The organism is Streptomyces sp. NPDC054863 (genome assembly GCF_053610825.1).
The window spans coordinates 51841-69685 of sequence record NZ_JBSGZD010000009.1 but is presented as its reverse complement, the minus strand read 5'-3'; the positions used below and the strand labels follow the sequence as shown (position 1 = coordinate 69685).

The window sequence follows — 17845 nt, the reverse complement described above, 5'->3', positions numbered from 1 at the left end:
GCCCGGGAGGGCGCCGGTGGGCAGGCCGCTGGTGGGCAGGGCGCCGGTGGGCAGACCGCCGGTGGGCAGGCCACCGAGGAGGGCGGCGGCCGGGTCGCCGGGCTTCGGGGCCGAGGCGGCGCCCTTGTTGAGCGCGTCCGTGCCGGCCTTCAGGGCCTCGGGGGCGCCGGCGGGCAGCTGGCTCGTGAGCTGGTCGACCGGGAGAACGCCCGCCACGGTGCCCAGCGCGGCGGCGGCTGCGTCCGGGGCGGCCGGGGCGGCGCTGGCGGAGCCGGCGGCAGCGGCGACGAACGCGGCACCGAGAGCGGCGGCACCGAGGGTCTTGGCAGCAGACTGCTTCATGAAAACAACGTCCTCAGAGATGGGGGGAAGTGAGCGGCTCCGCAAGCTAGTCAGAGCTTCCCGCACCCCGCAAACACCACCGGACGGCCGAGAGTTGATATTCCCGGCCGCCTGTGTGATGCGTGAGGTCAGTCTGCACCCCCAGCAGTAAAACTGCTGGTCAGAGCGGGGTTGGGCGGCTTACTGGAAGAGCCACTCGGACTTCAGCTCGGCATATCCGGGCTTGATCACGTCACTGATCATCGCGAGACGTTCATCGAAAGGAATGAACGCGCTCTTCATCGCATTGACCGTTGTCCACAGCATGTCGTCGAGCGTGTAGCCGAATGCGCCGATCAGGTGCTCGAACTCACGGCTCATGCTGGTGCCGGACATCAGCCGGTTGTCGGTGTTCACCGTGACCCTGAACTGCAGCCTGCGCAGCAGGCCGAAGGGGTGCTCGGCGTACGAAGTGGCCGCGCCCGTCTGCAGGTTGGAGGTGGGGCACATCTCCAGCGGGATCCGCATGTCCCGTACGTACGCGGCCAGGCGGCCCAGCTTCACGGAGCCGTCGCTCTCGTCGACCTCGATGTCGTCGATGATGCGGACGCCGTGGCCGAGGCGGTCGGCGCCGCACCACTGGAGCGCCTGCCAGATGGAGGGGAGCCCGAAGGCTTCGCCCGCGTGGATGGTGAAGTGGTTGTTCTCGCGCTTGAGGTACTCGAAGGCGTCGAGGTGGCGGGTGGGCGGGAAGCCCGCCTCGGCGCCCGCGATGTCGAAGCCGACGACGCCCAGGTCGCGGTAGCGGTTGGCGAGTTCGGCGATCTCCAGGGCGCGGGCGGCGTGCCGCATCGCGGTGAGGAGGGCGCCGACGCGGATCCGGTGGCCGTTGGCGCGGGCGCGCTTCTCGCCCTCGCGGAAGCCGTCGTTGACCGCTTCGACGACCTCTTCGAGGGAGAGGCCGCCCTCCAGGTGCTGCTCGGGGGCGTACCGGATCTCGGCGTAGACGACGCCGTCCTCGGCGAGGTCCTCGGCGCACTCGGCGGCGACGCGGACGAGGGCTTCGCGGGTCTGCATGACGGCACAGGTGTGCGCGAAGGTCTCCAGGTAGCGCTCCAGCGAGCCGGAGTCGGCGGCCTCGCGGAACCAGATGCCGAGCTTGTCGGCGTCCGTCTCGGGGAGGTTGTCGTAACCGGCCTCGCGGGCGAGTTCGACGATCGTGCCGGGGCGCAGGCCACCGTCGAGGTGGTCGTGCAGCAGCACCTTCGGTGCGCGGCGGATCTGGTCCACCGTAGGCGTGTTGAGCGGTTGGCCGGGGATCTGCTTCGTGGTCTGGCTCGTCATTGAGGCACTGTAGCCCCTACGCGCGTAGATCGCGCCGGTCGATACGTAACAGTGACCGTGCGGACGGGTGGCGTCCATCTCGGGTTCTGAGACTGTTCTGTTATGACACAGCAAGTCGAGCCGGTCCCGACCGCCCGGCTGGGGCGGGCCGTCGGGGCGAACGGCCCGGTGGCGGGCGTGGTGCTCGTACTGCCCCCGGGCGAACCGGAGTCCGCGCGCGGGCCTTCGGCGCTGGCCCACACGTCCGTACGCGCCCTCACCCGGGAGATCGCCGGGGCCGGAGCGGCCGAGGGCCTCGTCGCCCATGTCGTCCGCTACCGGGGACGCGGGTGGAACGGCGACGCGGCACGGCTCGCGGCGGACGCGGAGTGGGCCGTGGCGGAGGTCGTCCGGCGGTACGGGGACGTGCCGGTGTGCCTGGCCGGGGTCGACATGGGCGGCCGGGCGGCGCTGCGGGCGGCGGGGGCCACGGCGGTGAACTCGGTGGTGGCGCTGGCGCCTTGGCTGCCGGAGCAGGCGGACGCGGAGCCCGTACGACAGCTGGCGGGGCGGCGGGTGCTGATCGTGCACGGCACGAACGACGAGCGGGCGGACCCCGACCTGTCGTTCCGGCTGGCGGCCCGGGCGAAGAAGTCGAACCGGGACGTGTGCCGGTTCGAGGTGCACTCGGACGGGCACGGGATGCGGCAGCACCGGGCGGAGGTACGGGCGCTCTCGGTGGACTTCGTCCTGGGCTCCCTCTTCGGCCGGCCGTACGCACGGCCGCTGGCGGACGCGCTGGCGGCGCCACCGCCACTGGGGCTGCGCATGCCCCTGTCGACAGGCTTCGGGCGGAGGTAGCCCGCCCGCTGCCCGGGGCCGCCGACATTCACGGTTTGCGCCGGTGGGAGCCGGTGTCCGGGGCCGCACCCCGTGCACGGCTGCGCCGCGCGTCCTCAAAAGCCGGACGGGCCGGCTTGTGCCACCCTCAGTGGCATGAGCACCAGCGTGGATCGTGTCAAACCCACCCATTGGGCCACCGTCGTGCCCGTCCTCGCCGTGGTCCTTCTCGGTTTCACCTGGGGGCGGGAGATGCCCGGGCCCGTGGTGGCCCTGCTGGCGTGCTTCCTCGGCGGGGGCGTCCTTGCCGCCGTGCACCATGCGGAAGTGGTGGCGCACCGGGTGGGCGAGCCGTTCGGTTCGCTCGTGCTGGCCGTCGCCGTGACGATCATCGAGGTGGCCCTCATCGTCACCCTGATGGCCGACGGCGGGGACAAGAGCGCCTCCCTCGCGCGCGACACCGTCTTCGCCGCCGTGATGATCACGACGAACGGCATCGTCGGCATCTCCCTCCTGGTCGGCTCGCTCAAACGGCGGGTGGCCGTGTTCAACCCGGAGGGCTCGGTCGCCGCCTTCGGGGCCGTCGCCACGCTGGCCGGGCTGAGCCTGGCGCTGCCGACGTTCACGACGAGCACGCCCGAGGCGGAGTTCACCCCGACGCAGCTGGTCTTCGCGGCGACCGCGGCCGTGGTCCTGTACGGGATGTTCGTCGTGACGCAGACCGTCCGCCACCGTGACTACTTCCTGCCGGTGACCCAGCAGGGCAAGGTCATCGACGAGGACGACCACGCCGATCCGCCGCCCGCCCGCGTCGCGCTCATCAGCCTCGGCCTGCTCGCCGTGTCCCTGGTGGCGGTCGTCGGGCTGGCCAAGGGGGTCTCGCCGACCATCGAGGCCGGGGTGTCCGCCGCCGGGCTGCCCGCGTCCGTCGTCGGTGTGGTGATCGCGCTGCTGGTGCTGCTGCCGGAGAGCATCGCGGCCGTGCGCGCGGCCAAGCGGGACCGCGTACAGACCAGTCTGAACCTGGGGCTCGGGTCGGCGATGGCGAGCATCGGGCTGACCATTCCGGCGGTGGCGCTGGCGTCCATCTGGATGGACGGGCCGTTGCTGCTGGGGCTCGGTGCCACGCACATGGTGCTGCTGGCGCTGACCGTGGCGGTCGGCACGCTGACGTTCGTACCGGGGCGGGCCACGCCGTTGCAGGGCGGGGTGCACCTGTCGCTGTTCGCTGCGTATCTGGTGCTGGCGGTCAGTCCTTAGCGTCCCGGTCGGCGACCTCCATCAGGGCCGTCTTGGGCAGGATGTTGCCCCGGCGGGCGAGCAGGAAGCGTTTGAAGGCGGCGACCGGGGGTGTGTCCGGGTGGCCGTCCAGCCAGGCCACGCCGATCTCGCGGGCCGCGCGCGGGGCGGTGACGGTGAGTTCCACGACGCCGGGGCGGGCGACGGCCGGGGGCGGCAGGAGGGCTACGCCGAGGCCTGCGGCGACCAGGCCGCGGAGGGTTTCCGCCTCCTCCCCCTCGAAGGCGACCTTGGGCTTGAAGCCCGCCTCGGCGCACAGGTCGTCGGTGATGCGGCGCAGGCCGTAGCCGGGTTCGAGGGTCACGAAGGTTTCCTCGGCTGCCTCCGCGAGGCGGACCCGTTTGCGGGTGGCGAGGCGGTGGTCGTCGGGGACGACCAGGCGCAGCCGCTGCTCGTCGAGGCGGCGGGCGATCAGGTCGGGGGCCTCGGGGACGGGCGAGGTGAGGCAGAGGTCGAGGTCGCCTGCGCGCAGGCGCTCCAGCATCGCCTCGCCGTAGTTCTGGACCAGTTGGAAGCGGATGTGCGGGTGGTCGGCGCGGAAGGCCCGGATCAGGGCGGGGACGGTCTCCGAGCCCATGGTGTGCAGGAAGCCGAAGGCGATCTTGCCGGTGGTGGGGTCGGCGTCGGCCTTGACCAGCTCGGCCGCCTTCTCGACCTCGGTGAGGGCGCGTTCGACCGCGGTGAGGAAGGCACGGCCGGCCGGGGTGAGCGAAACGGTGCGGCCCTTGCGGGCGAACAGGCTGACGTCCAGGTCCTGTTCGAGGCGGACCATGGCGCGGGAGAGCGTGGACTGGGGGACGCCGAGCTCGTGCGCGGCGCGGGTGACGTGCTCGTGGCGGGCGACCGCCGCGAACTGGGCGAGGCGCGGCGCGAGCACCTGCGAGATGTCTTCTTCGTAACTGCTCGGTGACAGCCGACGCTGTGAGCTTTGCTTATGCAGCATGGGATGGATTATCGCGGGTTTGTGCATTGGACGCATGAGAAGGCCAGGTCTAGGTTCTTGGCATGCCTTCCGCCAGTACCACGGCGTCCATACCTGTCATTGTGGGCGCCGCGAACCCCGTTTCCCTTGTTTCTACTGATTCCCCCGTTGCTGCTGATGCTTCGGGCGGTGCCACCGACACCCGGCTGTCGCCCTCCTCCCCCGGTTTCCGGCGGGTGAGCTTCGCGCTCTTCGCGGCCGGCATGGCGGCCTTCGCCCTCCTCTACTCCACGCAGGCACTGCTGCCCGCGATCTCCGCCGGGCTCGGCGTGAGCGCCGCGCAGGCCAGTTGGACGGTGTCGGCCGCGACCGGTGCGCTCGCCCTGTGCGTACTTCCGCTGAGCGCGCTGTCCGAGCGCTTCGGGCGGCGGACCCTGATGACGTACTCCCTGGTGGTGGCGGTCGGCGTCGCCCTGCTGATTCCGCTCGCCCCGAACCTCGGCTGGCTGATCGCGCTGCGTGCCGTGCAGGGTGCGGCCCTGGCCGGACTGCCCGCGTCGGCGATGGCGTACCTCGCGGAGGAGGTGCGGCCGAAGGCGCTCGTGGCGGCGATCGGACTGTTCGTGGCCGGGAACTCGATCGGCGGGATGAGCGGGCGCATCGTGACCGGGTGGGTCGCGCAGCTGTGGGGCTGGCGCGCCTCGCTCGCCGCCGTGGGACTGATGGCGCTGGTGTGCGCGGTGGTGTTCCGGCTGATGCTGCCGAAGGCGCGCAACTTCCGGCCCGGGACGCTGAACCCCCGGGTGCTCGCCAAGACGGTCGGCACGCACCTCTCCGATCCGCTGCTGCGGCGGCTGTACGCGATCGGCGCCCTCTTCATGACGGTCTTCGGCGCGGTCTACACCGTGATCGGCTACCGGCTCGTCGAGGCGCCCTTCAGCCTGCCGCAGGGCGTGGTCGGTTCGATCTTCCTGGTGTACCTGGTGGGGACGGTGTCCTCGGCGGGCGCGGGCAAGCTGGTGGCGCGGACCGGGCGGCGCGGGGCGCTGTACCTGGCGGTCACGACGACCACCCTCGGACTGCTCCTCTCGGTCTCGGACTCGCTCGTCGGCGTGCTGGCCGGACTCGTCCTCATCACGGCGGGCTTCTTCGCCGGGCACGCGGTCGCCTCGTCGTCCGTCAGCCACACCGCGAAGACCGGGCGCGCCCAGGCCTCCGCGCTGTACCAGTCGGCGTACTACCTCGGCTCCAGCGTCGGCGGCACCCTCGGCGCCGTGGCGTTCCACGCGGGCGGCTGGGACGGGGTCGTGGTCCTCGGGCTGCTGGCCGTCGTCGGCGTCGCCTCGATCACGCTGTACGGGACGCGCTGCGCGCGGGTGGAGCGGCGTACGTCCCTCGTTGTCGCGAATTCGTGACACTTCAACTCCCTTGTCCGTACAACCGGATCGACCCCCCGGCCGTCTAGCCGGACAGAACGTGCAGCACCGCACGCACGCGCGTGCCGCAGGCAGGGGAAAGGGAAGTCCATGGCGTCCATGGGGGACACGAAGAGAGTGCTCGCGGTACTGCGCACCCGTACGGGCATAGCCGTCGGGATCACCGCACTGGTGGTCCCGGCGGTACTGACGGTGGGAGCAGCCGCTCCCGCGCAGGCGGCCTCGTGCACGACCAGCACCGGGCCGTACCAGAAGCAGGCGGAGAAGTTCCTGGGGCTGAAGGCGGACGGCCGGCAGTCGGCCGCCGACTGCAAGGCGATACGGAACTTCCAGAACAAGCACCGCATCACCCCGGCCGTCGGCTACGCGGGCCCCGTGACCTGGGCCGCGATGGACGCCCTGAACAGGCAGAAGGCGGCCGGTCGCAACCCGAACGCGGCGGGCAGGTGCCCGACCGACAAGGGGCGCATCGCCTGCGTCGACCTGACCCGGCAGCTGACCTGGGTCCAGGACGGCAAGAAGCTCAAGTACGGTCCGGTGCCGATCCGTTCAGGGCGCAACGGGTACGAGACGCGGACCGGGCTCAAGAAGGTCTATCTGCGCAGCATCAACCACTACTCGACGTTGTACCACGTACGGATGCCGTACTCGCAGTTCTTCGACGGCGGGATCGCCTTCCACTCGGTGGGCATCGCGATGTCGGCCCCGCCGGGATCGCACGGCTGCGTCAACATGCGGACCGCGGACGCGAAGAAGTACTGGGGGCTGCTGAAGAAGGGCAGCAACGTCTTCGTCTACGGGCGCAAGCCGGGCACCTGACCGGGCCGGCACCCGCGCCCGTCCGTGCACCTTTCCCGTGTCCGTCCTCGCACCCGTCCCACCTCTGTCCCCTTACGGGGCATGGCAGTTCACGGCATTGCGCCTCCCGTTGTCAGACCCCTCCCGTAGAGTTCCACGGCATAGGAGTTGTGGGTGGATGAGCGGGTGGGGTGGACCCTGTGAGTGATGTCGCGACGCCAGGTGTGGATGCACAACTGGAGGACTACCGGACCGAGTTGACCGGTTTCTGTTACCGGATGCTCGGCTCCGCCTTCGAGGCGGAGGATGCCGTGCAGGACACGATGGTGCGCGCCTGGCGCAGTCAGGACCGTTTCGAGGGCCGCTCCTCGCTGCGGTCCTGGCTGTACCGCATCGCGACCAATGTGTGTCTGGACATGCTGGGCAGCAGCAAGAAGAGGGCCCGGCCGATGGACTTCACCGACTCCCGGCCTCTCGCCCAGGCGCAGTTGAACCCGCAGCCGGAGGCGGCCTGGCTGGAGCCGGTGCCGGACGGGCGGGTGCTGACCGCCGTCGCCGACCCGGCCGAGACGGCGGTGGCGCGCGAGTCGGTGCGCCTGGCCTTCGTGGCCGCGCTGCAGCATCTGCCGCCGAAGCAGCGGGCGGTGCTGATCCTGCGCGAGGTGCTCGCCTGGAAGGCGAGCGAGGTCGCGGAGCTCCTGGAGACGAGCGTCGCCTCGGTCAACTCGGCCCTGCAGCGGGCGCGGGCGACGCTCGCCGAGTCGCAGACCTCCGATTCGGACACGGTGAAACCGATGGACGAGGAGCAGCAGAAGCTCCTCGCTCGGTATGTGGCGGCGTTCGAGGGCTACGACATGAAGGCCCTGACCGCGTTGCTCCACGAGGACGCCGTGCTCTCCATGCCCCCGTTCGACCTCTGGCTGGTCGGCGCCGAGGACATCACGGGCTTCATGCTCACGCACGGCGCGGCCTGCAACGGCTCGCGGATGCTGGCGACCGTGGCCAACGGGACGCCCGCGTTCGCGCAGTACCACCCGACACCCGCGGGGCACTTCGAGCCGTGGGCGCTTCAGGTCGTCGAGATCTCAGACGGCCGGATCTCCCACATCAACACGTTCCTCGACACCAAGCGGTGGTTCCCGCTGTTCGACCTCCCGGCCCGGATCGAGGCGGACGGCACTCCCGGCCCCCTCGCCGAGCCCGGGGGGATCTCCGGATTCGAGGCCGCCGCCGCGGCTGCCGCTGCCGCCGCCGGGGCCGGGGCCGCTCCGGTCGAAGGAAAGGCCGACGAGATCGAGTAGATCGCACAGTTCGCGGCTGGGGTGCCAGAGCAGGAGCCGGCATCCCAGCCGTCGGGCGGTGAGCCGCATCCGGGCCAGTGCCTCCACGGCGGGGAGCCCGGGCTCGGTGAGGGCGGAGACGTCACACGTCAGTTCCGTCGCACCGGTGGCCAGGATGCGTGCGTGCAGCCGCTCGCACAGGTGCGGTACGTCGTCCCTGGTCACCGGGGAGACGATCGCCATGGGGTGGTGCGTCGCTGAGTCTTCCACGTGAGGTAGGACCGGACCGGCGACCGAAACTCATCGGTAGACGTGGAACGGGCGGTTCTGCATGCCCGGCCCCCGGGCCCCTGGTCCCCGGTCCCCCGCGGTTCGCGGTCCCCCGCGGTTCGCGGTCCCCCGCGGTTCGCGGTCCCCGGCCCCCCGGTCCCCGGGCTCAGCCCGTCCAGCGGCCCGACAGGAACGACACCGCGAAGACCACCATGAGCGGTGCGGCCACCGCCACGTACACCGTCTTGATCCGTGGCCTGCGCAGGCTCCACGCGGCGAGCAGCGTCCACAGCGGCCACCACAGGAGCGTCGCGCGGGGCACCGACGTGAACCAGTACGACGTGCCCAGGGCCCAGAGACTGAGCCCCATGTACACGGCCTCGGGCCAGCGGCGCAGCCCGATCAGGACACCGAACAGGACGAGCCCGACGACCATGGCGAGCAGTTCGGCCTGCCACATGTACGCGTAGCCGGTGGAGTAGCCGCCGTCGAAGGCGGCCTGCCAGGTGGTCTTCCACGCCTCCCAGGGGGCGTGGAACTCCCGGTACCAGCCGCGCTCCTGGGCATGCTTCCAGGCCATCCAGTCACCGGTGTGGGCGTGCAGGTAGGCGCTGTAGAGGAAGGCCGGGAGTGCGGGCAGGAGCGTCCAGGGCAGCGGGCGCCAGGCGCGGGCGGTGCGGGCCTTCCAGGCGGTGATCAGGAAGTGCACGCCGATGGCGGCGGCGACGAAGAGGCCGCTGATGCGGACGGTGGTGGCGAGGGCGGTGAGAACACCGGCCAGCAGCCACTGGTGGCGCTGAGCGGCCAGCCAGGCGGGCAGCGCGAGGGCGAGGAAGAGCGCCTCGGTGTACCCGGCGGCCAGGAACACCGCACACGGCGAGAGCAGCAGAAACAGAACGGAGCGCTGCGCCACACCCGGAGCACTGCTCTCGTCGCGTACTGCCGCACTCGTCCCAGAACTACGCCCCGGAATCGGAGCACTGCTCTCGTCCCGTCCCGCCGCACCCCTCCCGGAGCGCTGCGCCGGGACCGGAGCAGTGCTCTCGTCGTATCCCGCTGCTCCGGGACCGGAGCGCCGCCCTGGGACCGGAGCAGTGCTCTCGTCGCGTACCCCAGCACCCTTCCCGGAGCGCCGCACCGAAGCCGGAGCAGTGCTCTCCCCGGGCAGATGCAGCCTGGCTATGCGGACCAGCGCCAGTACCGCCACCGCGCCCGCGACGAACGAGATCAGCAGCCCGGCGAGCGTCCAGTTCGGGACGATCACGTGCACGGCCCGCAGTACCAGCGGGAAGCCGGGGAAGAACGCCTCCCGGTTGTCCCAGTCCGGGGTGCCCGGCCCGGCGCCCTCCGGGAAGTATCCGGACTGCGCGATGTGCAGGAAGTGCGTCCAGTCCCACTGTTCCCACCGCGACAGCGCCGACGGTGCGCTCTTCACCTCGCCGTCGCTCGGGAAGATCCAGGCCACGCTGTACGAGGTGACCCACAGTCCGACCCGGGTGAGCAGGTACAGCCACAGCACGTCCCGGTCGACGCCGTTCAGCGGCAGCCGCAGTGGCAGCCGGAGCCGGGAAAGGCCCGGTCGGCGGCCCGCGCGCGGGGCCGGGGACGGTCGGGTGGCGGGTTGTTGCGCGGTCCGCTGCGGCGGGGGCGCGACGGTCATGGTCCGGCTCTCCTGGGATGCGGCTGGTTCGAGCGGGTTCGTACACGAGAGGTCAGTTCGTACAGGGGTACGCGAAACGGGTCTCGTACGGAAGAGGACAGAAGCCCGTCGAACCGTTCCCGGCACCCGCCGAAAGCTTTCTGCACCGTACGAAAAGCAGGGCCGGTGGGATGCCCCAAGGACATCCCACCGGCCCCGCGCGTCACACGAGCAGCACTCCCAGAGTGCCCGGCTCAGGCGATCCGGTCCAGCACGATCGGTGCCGGTACGAAGTCGGTGCCCTCGGGGGCGGTCAGGACTCCGCCGTCCAGCGCCTCCAGCGCGTACGCGAACTTCTCCGGGGTGTCGGTGTGCAGCGTCATCAGCGGCTGGCCCGCGACGACCTTGTCACCCGGCTTGGCGTGCAGTTCGATGCCCGCGCCCGCCTGCACCTTGTCCTCCTTGCGCGCGCGGCCCGCGCCGAGCCGCCAGGCGGCGACGCCCACCGCGTACGCGTCCAGCTTGGTCAGCACGCCGGAGGAGGAGGCGTTGATCACGTGCTGCTCGCGGGCGACCGGGAGCGCCGCGTCCGGGTCGCCGCCCTGCGCCTGGATCATGCGCCGCCAGACGTCCATCGCGGAACCGTCGCGCAGCGCCTTCTCCGGGTCGGCGTCGCCGAGGCCCGCCGCGTCCAGCATTTCGCGGGCCAGGGCGAGGGTCAGCTCGACGACGTCGGCAGGACCGCCGCCCGCGAGGACCTCCACCGATTCCCGTACCTCAAGTGCGTTGCCCGCGGTGAGGCCCAGCGGCGTCGCCATGTCCGTCAGCAGCGCGACGGTCTTCACGCCGTGGTCGGTGCCCAGGCCCACCATCGTGGCGGCGAGCTCGCGCGCGTCCTCGATGTTCTTCATGAAGGCGCCGGAGCCGACCTTGACGTCCAGGACCAGCGAGCCGGTGCCCTCCGCGATCTTCTTCGACATGATCGACGAGGCGATCAGCGGGATCGCCTCCACCGTCCCCGTCACGTCGCGCAGTGCGTACAGCTTCTTGTCGGCGGGCGCGAGGCCGTCACCTGCGGCGCAGATCACGGCGCCCGTCGAGTCGAGCACGTCGAGCATCTCGGCGTTGGAGAGCAGCGCGCGCCAGCCCGGGATGGACTCCAGCTTGTCGAGCGTACCGCCGGTGTGGCCCAGGCCCCGCCCGGAGAGCTGCGGCACGGCCGCGCCGCAGGCCGCCACCAGCGGGGCCAGCGGCAGCGTGATCTTGTCGCCGACGCCGCCCGTGGAGTGCTTGTCGGCGGTCGGGCGGGACAGCTGGTCGAAGTTCATGCGCTCGCCGGACGCGATCATCGCGGCGGTCCAGTGGGCGATCTCGCCGCGGTTCATGCCGTTCAGCAGGATCGCCATGGCCAGCGCCGACATCTGCTCGTCGGCGACGGCGCCGCGCGTGTACGCGTCGATGACCCAGTCGATCTGCTCGGGGCTCAGCTCGCCGCGGTCGCGCTTGGTGCGGATGACGGAGATGACGTCCATGGGGTTCCTTCCGGTCGTACGGATGCGTACGTCTTCGTACACAACCAGTCGTCGTACACAACCATGCGCGGATCTACGCGCGTTGCGCGGGTAACGGGCCGCGGCCCCGACACCAGAGTGGCAGGGCCGCGGACGTACTACTTGTTGAGGTGCTGCGGTCCGAAGGCGTCCGGCAGCATCTCGCCGAGGGTGCGGACCCCCGTCGACGTCTCCAGCAGGAGCTCCGGGCCGCCGAATTCGTACAGCAACTGCCGGCAGCGCCCGCACGGCATCAGGTTCGCACCCTGTCCGTCGACGCACGTGAAGTGCGTCAGCCGGCCGCCGCCGCTCGCGTGGAGCGCGGACACGAGGCCGCACTCCGCGCACAGGGAGAGGCCGTACGAAGCGTTCTCGACGTTGCAGCCCGAGACGGTGCGGCCGTCGTCGACCAGCGCCGCCGCGCCGACCCGGTACTCGGAGTACGGGACGTACGCCCGGGACATGGCCTCCCGGGCCGCCTCCCGCAGCAGCTCCCAGTCGGCGGGCGTCACTTGCCCTGCCCCTTGCGGTAGCGCATGCCGTCGGCCTTGGGCATCCGCAGCCGCTGTGCGGACAGCGACAGCACGAGCAGCGTCACGACGTACGGGGTGGCGCTCACGAACTCGGTGGGCACGGTGTCCGTACCGAGGTACCAGACCAGCATGCCCGCCGCGATGACGGCGGAGATGGCAGCCGCGATGTACGCCTTCTTGTACGCCTTCCACAGCGCCAGGACCACCAGCAGCACCACGAGGAGCAGCAGCAGTGCGTGGACGGATGTGCCGCCGTTGCGCAGCTGGAGCGCGTCGGCGAAGCCGAACAGGCCCGCGCCCATGGCGAGGCCGCCGGGACGCCAGTTGCCGAAGATCATCGCCGCGAGGCCGATGTAGCCGCGTCCGCCGGTCTGGCCCTCGTTGTAGATGTGCGAGGTGACCAGCGAGAGGAAGGCGCCGCCGAGTCCCGCCATGCCGCCCGAGACGATGACGGCGATGTACTTGTACTTGTAGACGTTGACGCCCAGCGACTCGGCCGCGATGGGGTTCTCGCCGCAGGAGCGCAGCCGCAGCCCGAACGAGGTCTTCCACAGCACCCAGAAGGTCAGGGCGAAGAGGAGGACGGCGACGATCGTCAGCAGCGAGACGTTGCTGACCAGGCCGCCCAGGATGCCCGCGACGTCCGAGACGAAGAACCAGTGGTGCTTCTCGATGCTCGTCAGCCAGTCCGAGACCCCTGGCAGCGTCACCGTGGTGATCTCGTCCGCCGGCGGGGACTGCTTGGGGCTGCCGCCCTTGGCCGCGGCCTCGCCGCTGTTGAACCAGAGCTTCGCGAAGTACGTGGTGACGCCGAGCGCCAGGATGTTGATCGCGATGCCGGAGATGATGTGGTCGACACCGAAGGTGACGGTGGCGATCGCGTGCAGCAGGCCGCCGAACATGCCGCCCAGCACACCGGCGAGCACACCGATCCAGGGGTTGGTCTGCCAGCCGGCCCAGGCACCGAAGAAGGTGCCGAGGATCATCATGCCTTCGAGGCCGATGTTCACGACGCCCGCGCGCTCGGCCCACAGGCCGCCGAGTCCCGCGAGGCCGATCGGTACGGCCATGGAGAGTGCGGCGCCGATCTGGCCGGCCGCGGTGATGTCCTGGGCGCCGGTGATGGCGCGGACCGCCGAGAGCGCGACGAGCGCGCCCGCGATGATCAGCAGGACGACGGGGAAGGACAGGCGGGACTTGATCGCCTTGCCACGCCCCTGCTTCTTGGGCGCGGGGGTGGAAGTCGCCGTACTCACGCCGACACCTCCTGCTTCTCGGAGTTGTTGGCCTGGGCGGCGAGCTTCGCGCCGACCTGTCGCTGCTGGCGCTTGAGGCCGTAGCGGCGGACGACTTCGTAGGCGATGACGACGCACAGGACGATGACGCCCTGGATGACGCCGACGATCTCCTTGTCGTAACCCTCGAATTCGAGCTTGCCGCTGCCGCGCTCCAGGAAGCCCCACAGGAGTGCGCCGAGCGCGATGCCGACGGGGTGGTTGCGGCCGAGGAGGGCGATGGCGATGCCGGTGAAGCCGATGCCGGTGGGGAAGTCGCCGCCGTACTCGTAGCTGTCGTTGAGCAGGGTCGGCATGCCGACCAGGCCGGCGACGATGCCGGAGATCACCATCGAGGTGACGACCATCTTCTTGACGTTGACGCCGCTCGCGTCGGCCGCCGACTCGGACTGGCCGACCGTGCGCAGGTCGAAGCCGAAGCGGGTGCGGGCCAGGACGAACCAGTAGGCGACGCCCGCGACGGCGGCGATCAGGATGAAGCCCCAGATGGGGTCGGCGTCCGGCTGCGTCGGGATGGAGAAGAAGCGCGAGGACTCCGGCAGCGGCTTGGTGGCGACCTTGGTGCCCGCGCTGTCCAGGTGGCCGAGGCGGCCCTGCTGGAGGAGGTAGCCGATGATCGCGGTGGCGATCATGTTCAGCATGATCGTGGAGACGACCTCGGAGACGCCGCGGGTGACCTTGAGGACACCGGCGATGCCGGCCCACATCGCGCCGACGATCATCGCGGTGAGGATGATCAGCGGGATCTGGACGATGCCGGGCAGGGTCAGCGCGCCGCCGACCGCGGCGGCGAAGAACGCCGCCAGGCGGTACTGGCCGTCGACTCCGATGTTGAAGAGGTTCATGCGGAAGCCGACGGCGACCGCGAGACCTGCCAGGTAGTACGTGGTGGCCTTGTTCAGGATGTAGACCTGGCTGTCGGACTTGACGCCGTAGTCGAACATGATCCCGAAGGCGCTGAAGGGCTCCTTGCCGGTGGCGAGCAGCACCACGGCGGTGACCACGAACGCGGTCACGATCGCGAGCAGCGGGGCCGCGATGCCCAGGAGCAGGCGCTCCTTGTCGAACTTCTTCATCGGTCCTCTCCCCCGGTCCGGGGGTGGTCGGTGCCGGCCGGGGCGCCGGTGGCGTCCTCGCGTCCGGCTGCGGCTTCGGCCTGGGCCTGGGCCAGGTCCTCGGCGCTGGCCTCCAGGTGTCCGGTGGCCGCGCCGGTCATGGCCGAGCCCAGCTCCTCCGGGGTGACGGTGGCGGGGTCCGCGTCGGCGACCAGACGGCCCCGGTACATGACCCGCAGGGTGTCGGAGAGCCCGATCAGCTCGTCCAGGTCGGCGGAGATCAGCAGTACGGCAAGGCCTTCGCGGCGCGCCTCGCGGATCTGGTCCCAGATCTGCGCCTGCGCGCCGACGTCCACACCGCGGGTGGGGTGGGCGGCGATGAGCAGCTTGGGCGTGTGGCTCATCTCGCGGCCGACGATCAGCTTCTGCTGGTTGCCTCCGGAGAGGGAGGCCGCGGTGACGTCGATACCGGGGGTGCGGACGTCGTACTCGCGCACGATCCGCTGGGTGTCGGCGCGGGCGGCCTTGAGGTCGAGGAGGCCCTTGGAGCTGTTGGGCTTCTCGGTGACGTGGCCCAGGATGCGGTTCTCCCACAGCGGGGACTCCAGGAGGAGGCCGTGCTTGTGGCGGTCCTCGGGGATGTACCCGATGCCGTCCTCGCGCCGCTTGCGGGTGGGGGTGGCCGAGATGTCGGAGCCGTCGAGGGTGAGCGCGCCGGCGTCCGGGGTGCGCATGCCCATGATGGCTTCGACGAGTTCGGCCTGGCCGTTGCCCTCGACGCCCGCGATGCCGAGGACTTCGCCCTTGTGGATGGTGAAGGCGATGTCGTCGAGGACGGAACGTACGACCCCGTCCGGGTCGGTGGCGCTCAGCCGCAGGTCGGAGACGGTCAGCATCGGCACGTCGGTGACGGTCGACTCGCGGGTCTCCGGGGAGGGCAGTTCGCTGCCGACCATCAGTTCGGCGAGCTGCTTGGGCGTGGTGTGCGCCGGGTCGGCGGTGCCGACCGTGGTGCCGCGGCGGATGACGGTGATGTCGTCGGCCACCGAGAGGACTTCGCCCAGCTTGTGCGAGATGAAGATGACGGTGAGGCCCTCGGACTTGAGCTCGCGCAGGTTCGCGAAGAGCGCGTCGACCTCTTGGGGCACGAGGACGGCGGTGGGCTCGTCGAGGATCAGGGTGCGGGCGCCGCGGTAGAGGACCTTGAGGATCTCGATGCGCTGGCGGTCGGCGACACCGAGGTCCTCGACGACGGCGTCGGGGCGGACGTTCAGCCCGTACGCGTCGGAGATCTCCTGGATCTTGGCGCGGGCCCTGTCCCCGATGCCGTACAGCTTCTCCGAGCCGAGCACGACGTTTTCGAGGACCGTGAGGTAGTCCGCGAGCATGAAGTGCTGGTGCACCATGCCGATGCCGCGGGCGATGGCGTCGGCGGGGCTGTTGAAGGAGACCTGCTCGCCGTCGATGGCGATGGTGCCCTCGTCCGGCTTCTGCATGCCGTAGAGGATCTTCATCAGGGTGGACTTGCCCGCGCCGTTCTCGCCGACGAGGGCGTGCACGGTGCCGCGGTGCACGGTGATGGCGATGTCGTGGTTGGCCACGACGCCGGGGAACCGCTTGGTGATGCCGCGCAGTTCGACAGCGGGGCTGCCGCTGTGGGCGCTGGGGGCGGCGTGGGGACTGCTGGACGCTTTGATGGCGCACTCTCCTAGGCAGGAGGCGAAGAAGCTGAGGCGAGGGGTACGGGGTACGGCGCACTCCGTACGGCTGCTGGGTGGGGCCGTACGGCGTGAAGGGTGTGGCGGAAAGTTACCGCGCACCGCGCGAGCTACGCGCGTAGCTGCGCCAAATTGTGGAGCAGCCTTGCCCAAAAGTGAAGCGGGGCAGGGCTGGTTCCGTTTGTCGCGGAGCCGCCGTACGGCCGCTGCGGACAGTGAAGGGGGCCCGAAGAGCAGCGTGAGCTTCCCTTCGGGCCCCCTCCTCGATCAAGAGGTGGGTCAGATCGTCTTCTTGACGGTGATGGTGCCGTCGACGATCTTCTTCTTCGCCTCGTCGATCTTCGCCTGGATGTCCTTGATGTGGTCACCCGTGGTGGTCAGGGTGACGCCGTTCTCGGCCAGGGAGAAGGTGGAGGTGCCGGTCTTCGGCTTGCCGTCCTTGATGGACTTGGCCAGCTCGAAGACGCCCACATCGACGTTCTTCACGACGGAGGTGAGGATCGACGCCTTGTACTTCGACAGCGACGGGTCCAGGGCCTGGTCGGAGTCGACGCCGATCGCCCAGGTGCCCTTCTTGCCCGCGACGGCCTCGATGGCGCCGGCGCCGGAGCCGCCCGCGGCGGTGTAGACGACGTCGATGCCCTTGTCGAGCATGCCCTTGGCGGCGGCCTTGCCCTTGTCGGGGCTGCCGAAGCCGGTGATGTCCGAACCGGTGCCGAGGTACTGGATCTGCACCTTGGCCTTCGGGTTCGTCTCGGTGACGCCCTGCTCGAAGCCGGCTGCGAACTTCTTGATCAGCGGGGTGTCCACGGCGCCGATGAAGCCCACCTGGGCGCTCTTGGACTTGAGGGCCGCGGCGACACCGGCGAGGTAGGAGCCCTGCTCCTCGGTGAAGACGATGTTGTTGACGTTCTTCTCCGCCGAGATCGAGTCGACCAGGCCGAAGTTCACCTTGGGGTGCTTCTTGGCGACCTTGTCGACCGCGTCCTTGTACGCGAAGCCGACGGCGACGACCGGGTTGAAGCCGCTCTCCGCGAGCGAGGCGAGGCGGGCCTCGCGGTCGGCGGGGGTCTCGCTCGACTTGGCCGTGAGCTCCTTGGTCTCGGCGCCCAGGTCCTTCTTGGCCTTGTCGAGACCGCGCGCGGCGGAGTCGTTGAACGAGTTGTCGCCACGGCCGCCGACGTCGTAGGCCATGCCGATCTTGAGCTTGCCGCCCTCACCGGAGCTGGAGCTCCCGGTGGAGGACTCGCCACACGCGGTGGCGGAGAACGCGAGGGCCGCAGTGGCGACGCTCGCAGCAGCGATCTTGGATACCCGGCGCACGGGACGCTCCTTCAACCTGACCGAAGCGCCTCTGAACGGCGCTGGTTTCGCGGCGATCGTAACGCGCGTAGATGTCACGTAAAGACCCGTTCATCAGTCGTTACCGGATCGTCGCGCGTTCGAATCGCCAGGGTGTGTCTGACATAAGCAATGTACATACTCACAACGGACATAGCGAGCACTCCCGTAGGAAACTACAAAAGGGCGCCCCCGGGACCTTTCGGCCACCGCGGACGCCCTCCC

15 protein-coding genes and 1 pseudogene are annotated in these 17845 nt (G+C 70.3%); 5 read left to right on the top strand and 11 right to left on the bottom strand.

Annotated elements, in window-relative coordinates:
• Nucleotides 1-342: ATP-binding protein (locus ACWGIG_RS03895; protein ID WP_453319892.1), on the bottom strand; the 342-nt coding region annotated here is incomplete at its 3' end.
• 180 nt (nucleotides 343-522) lie between these two features.
• On the bottom strand, nucleotides 523-1665 hold the full coding sequence (locus tag ACWGIG_RS03890; protein WP_453319891.1) for an adenosine deaminase: 1143 nt from the start codon (nucleotides 1663-1665) through the stop codon (nucleotides 523-525).
• 102 nt (nucleotides 1666-1767) lie between these two features.
• On the opposite strand from ACWGIG_RS03890, the gene ACWGIG_RS03885 reads away from it, so the two are divergent.
• Complete coding sequence (locus ACWGIG_RS03885; RefSeq protein WP_453319890.1) at nucleotides 1768-2505, top strand: prolyl oligopeptidase family serine peptidase; 738 nt, start codon at nucleotides 1768-1770, stop codon at nucleotides 2503-2505.
• 135 nt (nucleotides 2506-2640) lie between these two features.
• Complete coding sequence (locus tag ACWGIG_RS03880) at nucleotides 2641-3744, top strand: calcium:proton antiporter (protein WP_453319889.1); 1104 nt, start codon at nucleotides 2641-2643, stop codon at nucleotides 3742-3744.
• Here the strand turns inward: ACWGIG_RS03880 and ACWGIG_RS03875 are convergent.
• Complete coding sequence (locus tag ACWGIG_RS03875; RefSeq protein WP_453319888.1) at nucleotides 3734-4726, bottom strand: LysR family transcriptional regulator; 993 nt, start codon at nucleotides 4724-4726, stop codon at nucleotides 3734-3736. The genes ACWGIG_RS03880 and ACWGIG_RS03875 overlap by 11 nt on opposite strands.
• 62 nt (nucleotides 4727-4788) lie before the next feature.
• Here ACWGIG_RS03875 and ACWGIG_RS03870 point away from each other — a divergent pair, with 62 nt between their 5' ends.
• From ACWGIG_RS03870 to ACWGIG_RS03860, 3 genes are all read left to right on the top strand, one after another.
• Nucleotides 4789-6120, top strand: coding sequence for an MFS transporter (locus ACWGIG_RS03870; protein ID WP_453319887.1), 1332 nt, complete (start codon nucleotides 4789-4791; stop codon nucleotides 6118-6120).
• A 120-nt stretch (nucleotides 6121-6240) separates the two neighbouring features.
• The gene (locus tag ACWGIG_RS03865) at nucleotides 6241-6960 is read left to right on the top strand and encodes a L,D-transpeptidase family protein (protein ID WP_453319898.1); all 720 of its coding nucleotides are present in this window, start codon (nucleotides 6241-6243) and stop codon (nucleotides 6958-6960) included.
• A 179-nt stretch (nucleotides 6961-7139) separates the two neighbouring features.
• Nucleotides 7140-8240 carry a sigma-70 family RNA polymerase sigma factor gene (locus tag ACWGIG_RS03860; RefSeq protein ID WP_453319886.1) on the top strand — a complete coding sequence of 367 codons (1101 nt, stop codon included), beginning with the start codon at nucleotides 7140-7142 and terminating at the stop codon, nucleotides 8238-8240.
• Nucleotides 8241-8279: 39 nt separating this feature from the next.
• On the opposite strand, the pseudogene ACWGIG_RS03855 reads toward ACWGIG_RS03860, so the two are convergent.
• The 8 genes and pseudogenes from ACWGIG_RS03855 to ACWGIG_RS03820 form a co-directional block, all read right to left on the bottom strand.
• Nucleotides 8280-8462 (bottom strand): annotated as a pseudogene (locus tag ACWGIG_RS03855) (STAS domain-containing protein); the annotation flags it as partial.
• A gap of 193 nt (nucleotides 8463-8655) precedes the next feature.
• Complete coding sequence (locus ACWGIG_RS03850; RefSeq protein ID WP_453319885.1) at nucleotides 8656-10149, bottom strand: hypothetical protein; 1494 nt, start codon at nucleotides 10147-10149, stop codon at nucleotides 8656-8658.
• A gap of 233 nt (nucleotides 10150-10382) precedes the next feature.
• Nucleotides 10383-11660 carry a thymidine phosphorylase gene (locus ACWGIG_RS03845; RefSeq protein ID WP_453319884.1) on the bottom strand — a complete coding sequence of 426 codons (1278 nt, stop codon included), beginning with the start codon at nucleotides 11658-11660 and terminating at the stop codon, nucleotides 10383-10385.
• Nucleotides 11661-11797: 137 nt separating this feature from the next.
• Nucleotides 11798-12190 (bottom strand): cytidine deaminase, encoded by a 393-nt coding sequence (locus tag ACWGIG_RS03840; protein WP_453319883.1) that lies wholly within the window; start codon nucleotides 12188-12190, stop codon nucleotides 11798-11800.
• Nucleotides 12187-13467 carry an ABC transporter permease gene (locus ACWGIG_RS03835; RefSeq protein ID WP_453319882.1) on the bottom strand — a complete coding sequence of 427 codons (1281 nt, stop codon included), beginning with the start codon at nucleotides 13465-13467 and terminating at the stop codon, nucleotides 12187-12189. Before ACWGIG_RS03835 ends, ACWGIG_RS03840 begins: the two co-directional genes overlap by 4 nt.
• Entirely contained in the window at nucleotides 13464-14582 is a 1119-nt protein-coding gene (locus tag ACWGIG_RS03830) for an ABC transporter permease (protein WP_453319881.1), read from the bottom strand. Before ACWGIG_RS03830 ends, ACWGIG_RS03835 begins: the two co-directional genes overlap by 4 nt.
• On the bottom strand, nucleotides 14579-16258 hold the full coding sequence (locus tag ACWGIG_RS03825; protein ID WP_453319897.1) for an ABC transporter ATP-binding protein: 1680 nt from the start codon (nucleotides 16256-16258) through the stop codon (nucleotides 14579-14581). The genes ACWGIG_RS03830 and ACWGIG_RS03825 overlap by 4 nt, the downstream gene beginning before the upstream one ends.
• 300 nt (nucleotides 16259-16558) lie before the next feature.
• A complete protein-coding gene (locus ACWGIG_RS03820) occupies nucleotides 16559-17602 on the bottom strand; it encodes a BMP family lipoprotein (protein WP_453319880.1) in 1044 nt (347 codons plus the stop codon).
• Nucleotides 17603-17845: the final 243 nt, after the last annotated feature.

Bases quoted from the DNA above. Each gene is read 5' to 3' on its own strand.
- ACWGIG_RS03875 (WP_453319888.1), bottom strand. From the start codon at position 4,726: ATGCTGCATAAGCAAAGCTCACAGCGTCGGCTGTCACCGAGCAGTTAC.
- ACWGIG_RS03890 (WP_453319891.1), bottom strand. From the start codon at position 1,665: ATGACGAGCCAGACCACGAAGCAGATCCCCGGCCAACCGCTCAACACG.
- ACWGIG_RS03880 (WP_453319889.1), top strand. From the start codon at position 2,641: ATGAGCACCAGCGTGGATCGTGTCAAACCCACCCATTGGGCCACCGTC.
- ACWGIG_RS03885 (WP_453319890.1), top strand. From the start codon at position 1,768: ATGACACAGCAAGTCGAGCCGGTCCCGACCGCCCGGCTGGGGCGGGCC.
- ACWGIG_RS03845 (WP_453319884.1), bottom strand. From the start codon at position 11,660: ATGGACGTCATCTCCGTCATCCGCACCAAGCGCGACCGCGGCGAGCTG.
- ACWGIG_RS03850 (WP_453319885.1), bottom strand. From the start codon at position 10,149: ATGACCGTCGCGCCCCCGCCGCAGCGGACCGCGCAACAACCCGCCACC.
- ACWGIG_RS03830 (WP_453319881.1), bottom strand. From the start codon at position 14,582: ATGAAGAAGTTCGACAAGGAGCGCCTGCTCCTGGGCATCGCGGCCCCG.
- ACWGIG_RS03865 (WP_453319898.1), top strand. From the start codon at position 6,241: ATGGGGGACACGAAGAGAGTGCTCGCGGTACTGCGCACCCGTACGGGC.
- ACWGIG_RS03870 (WP_453319887.1), top strand. From the start codon at position 4,789: ATGCCTTCCGCCAGTACCACGGCGTCCATACCTGTCATTGTGGGCGCC.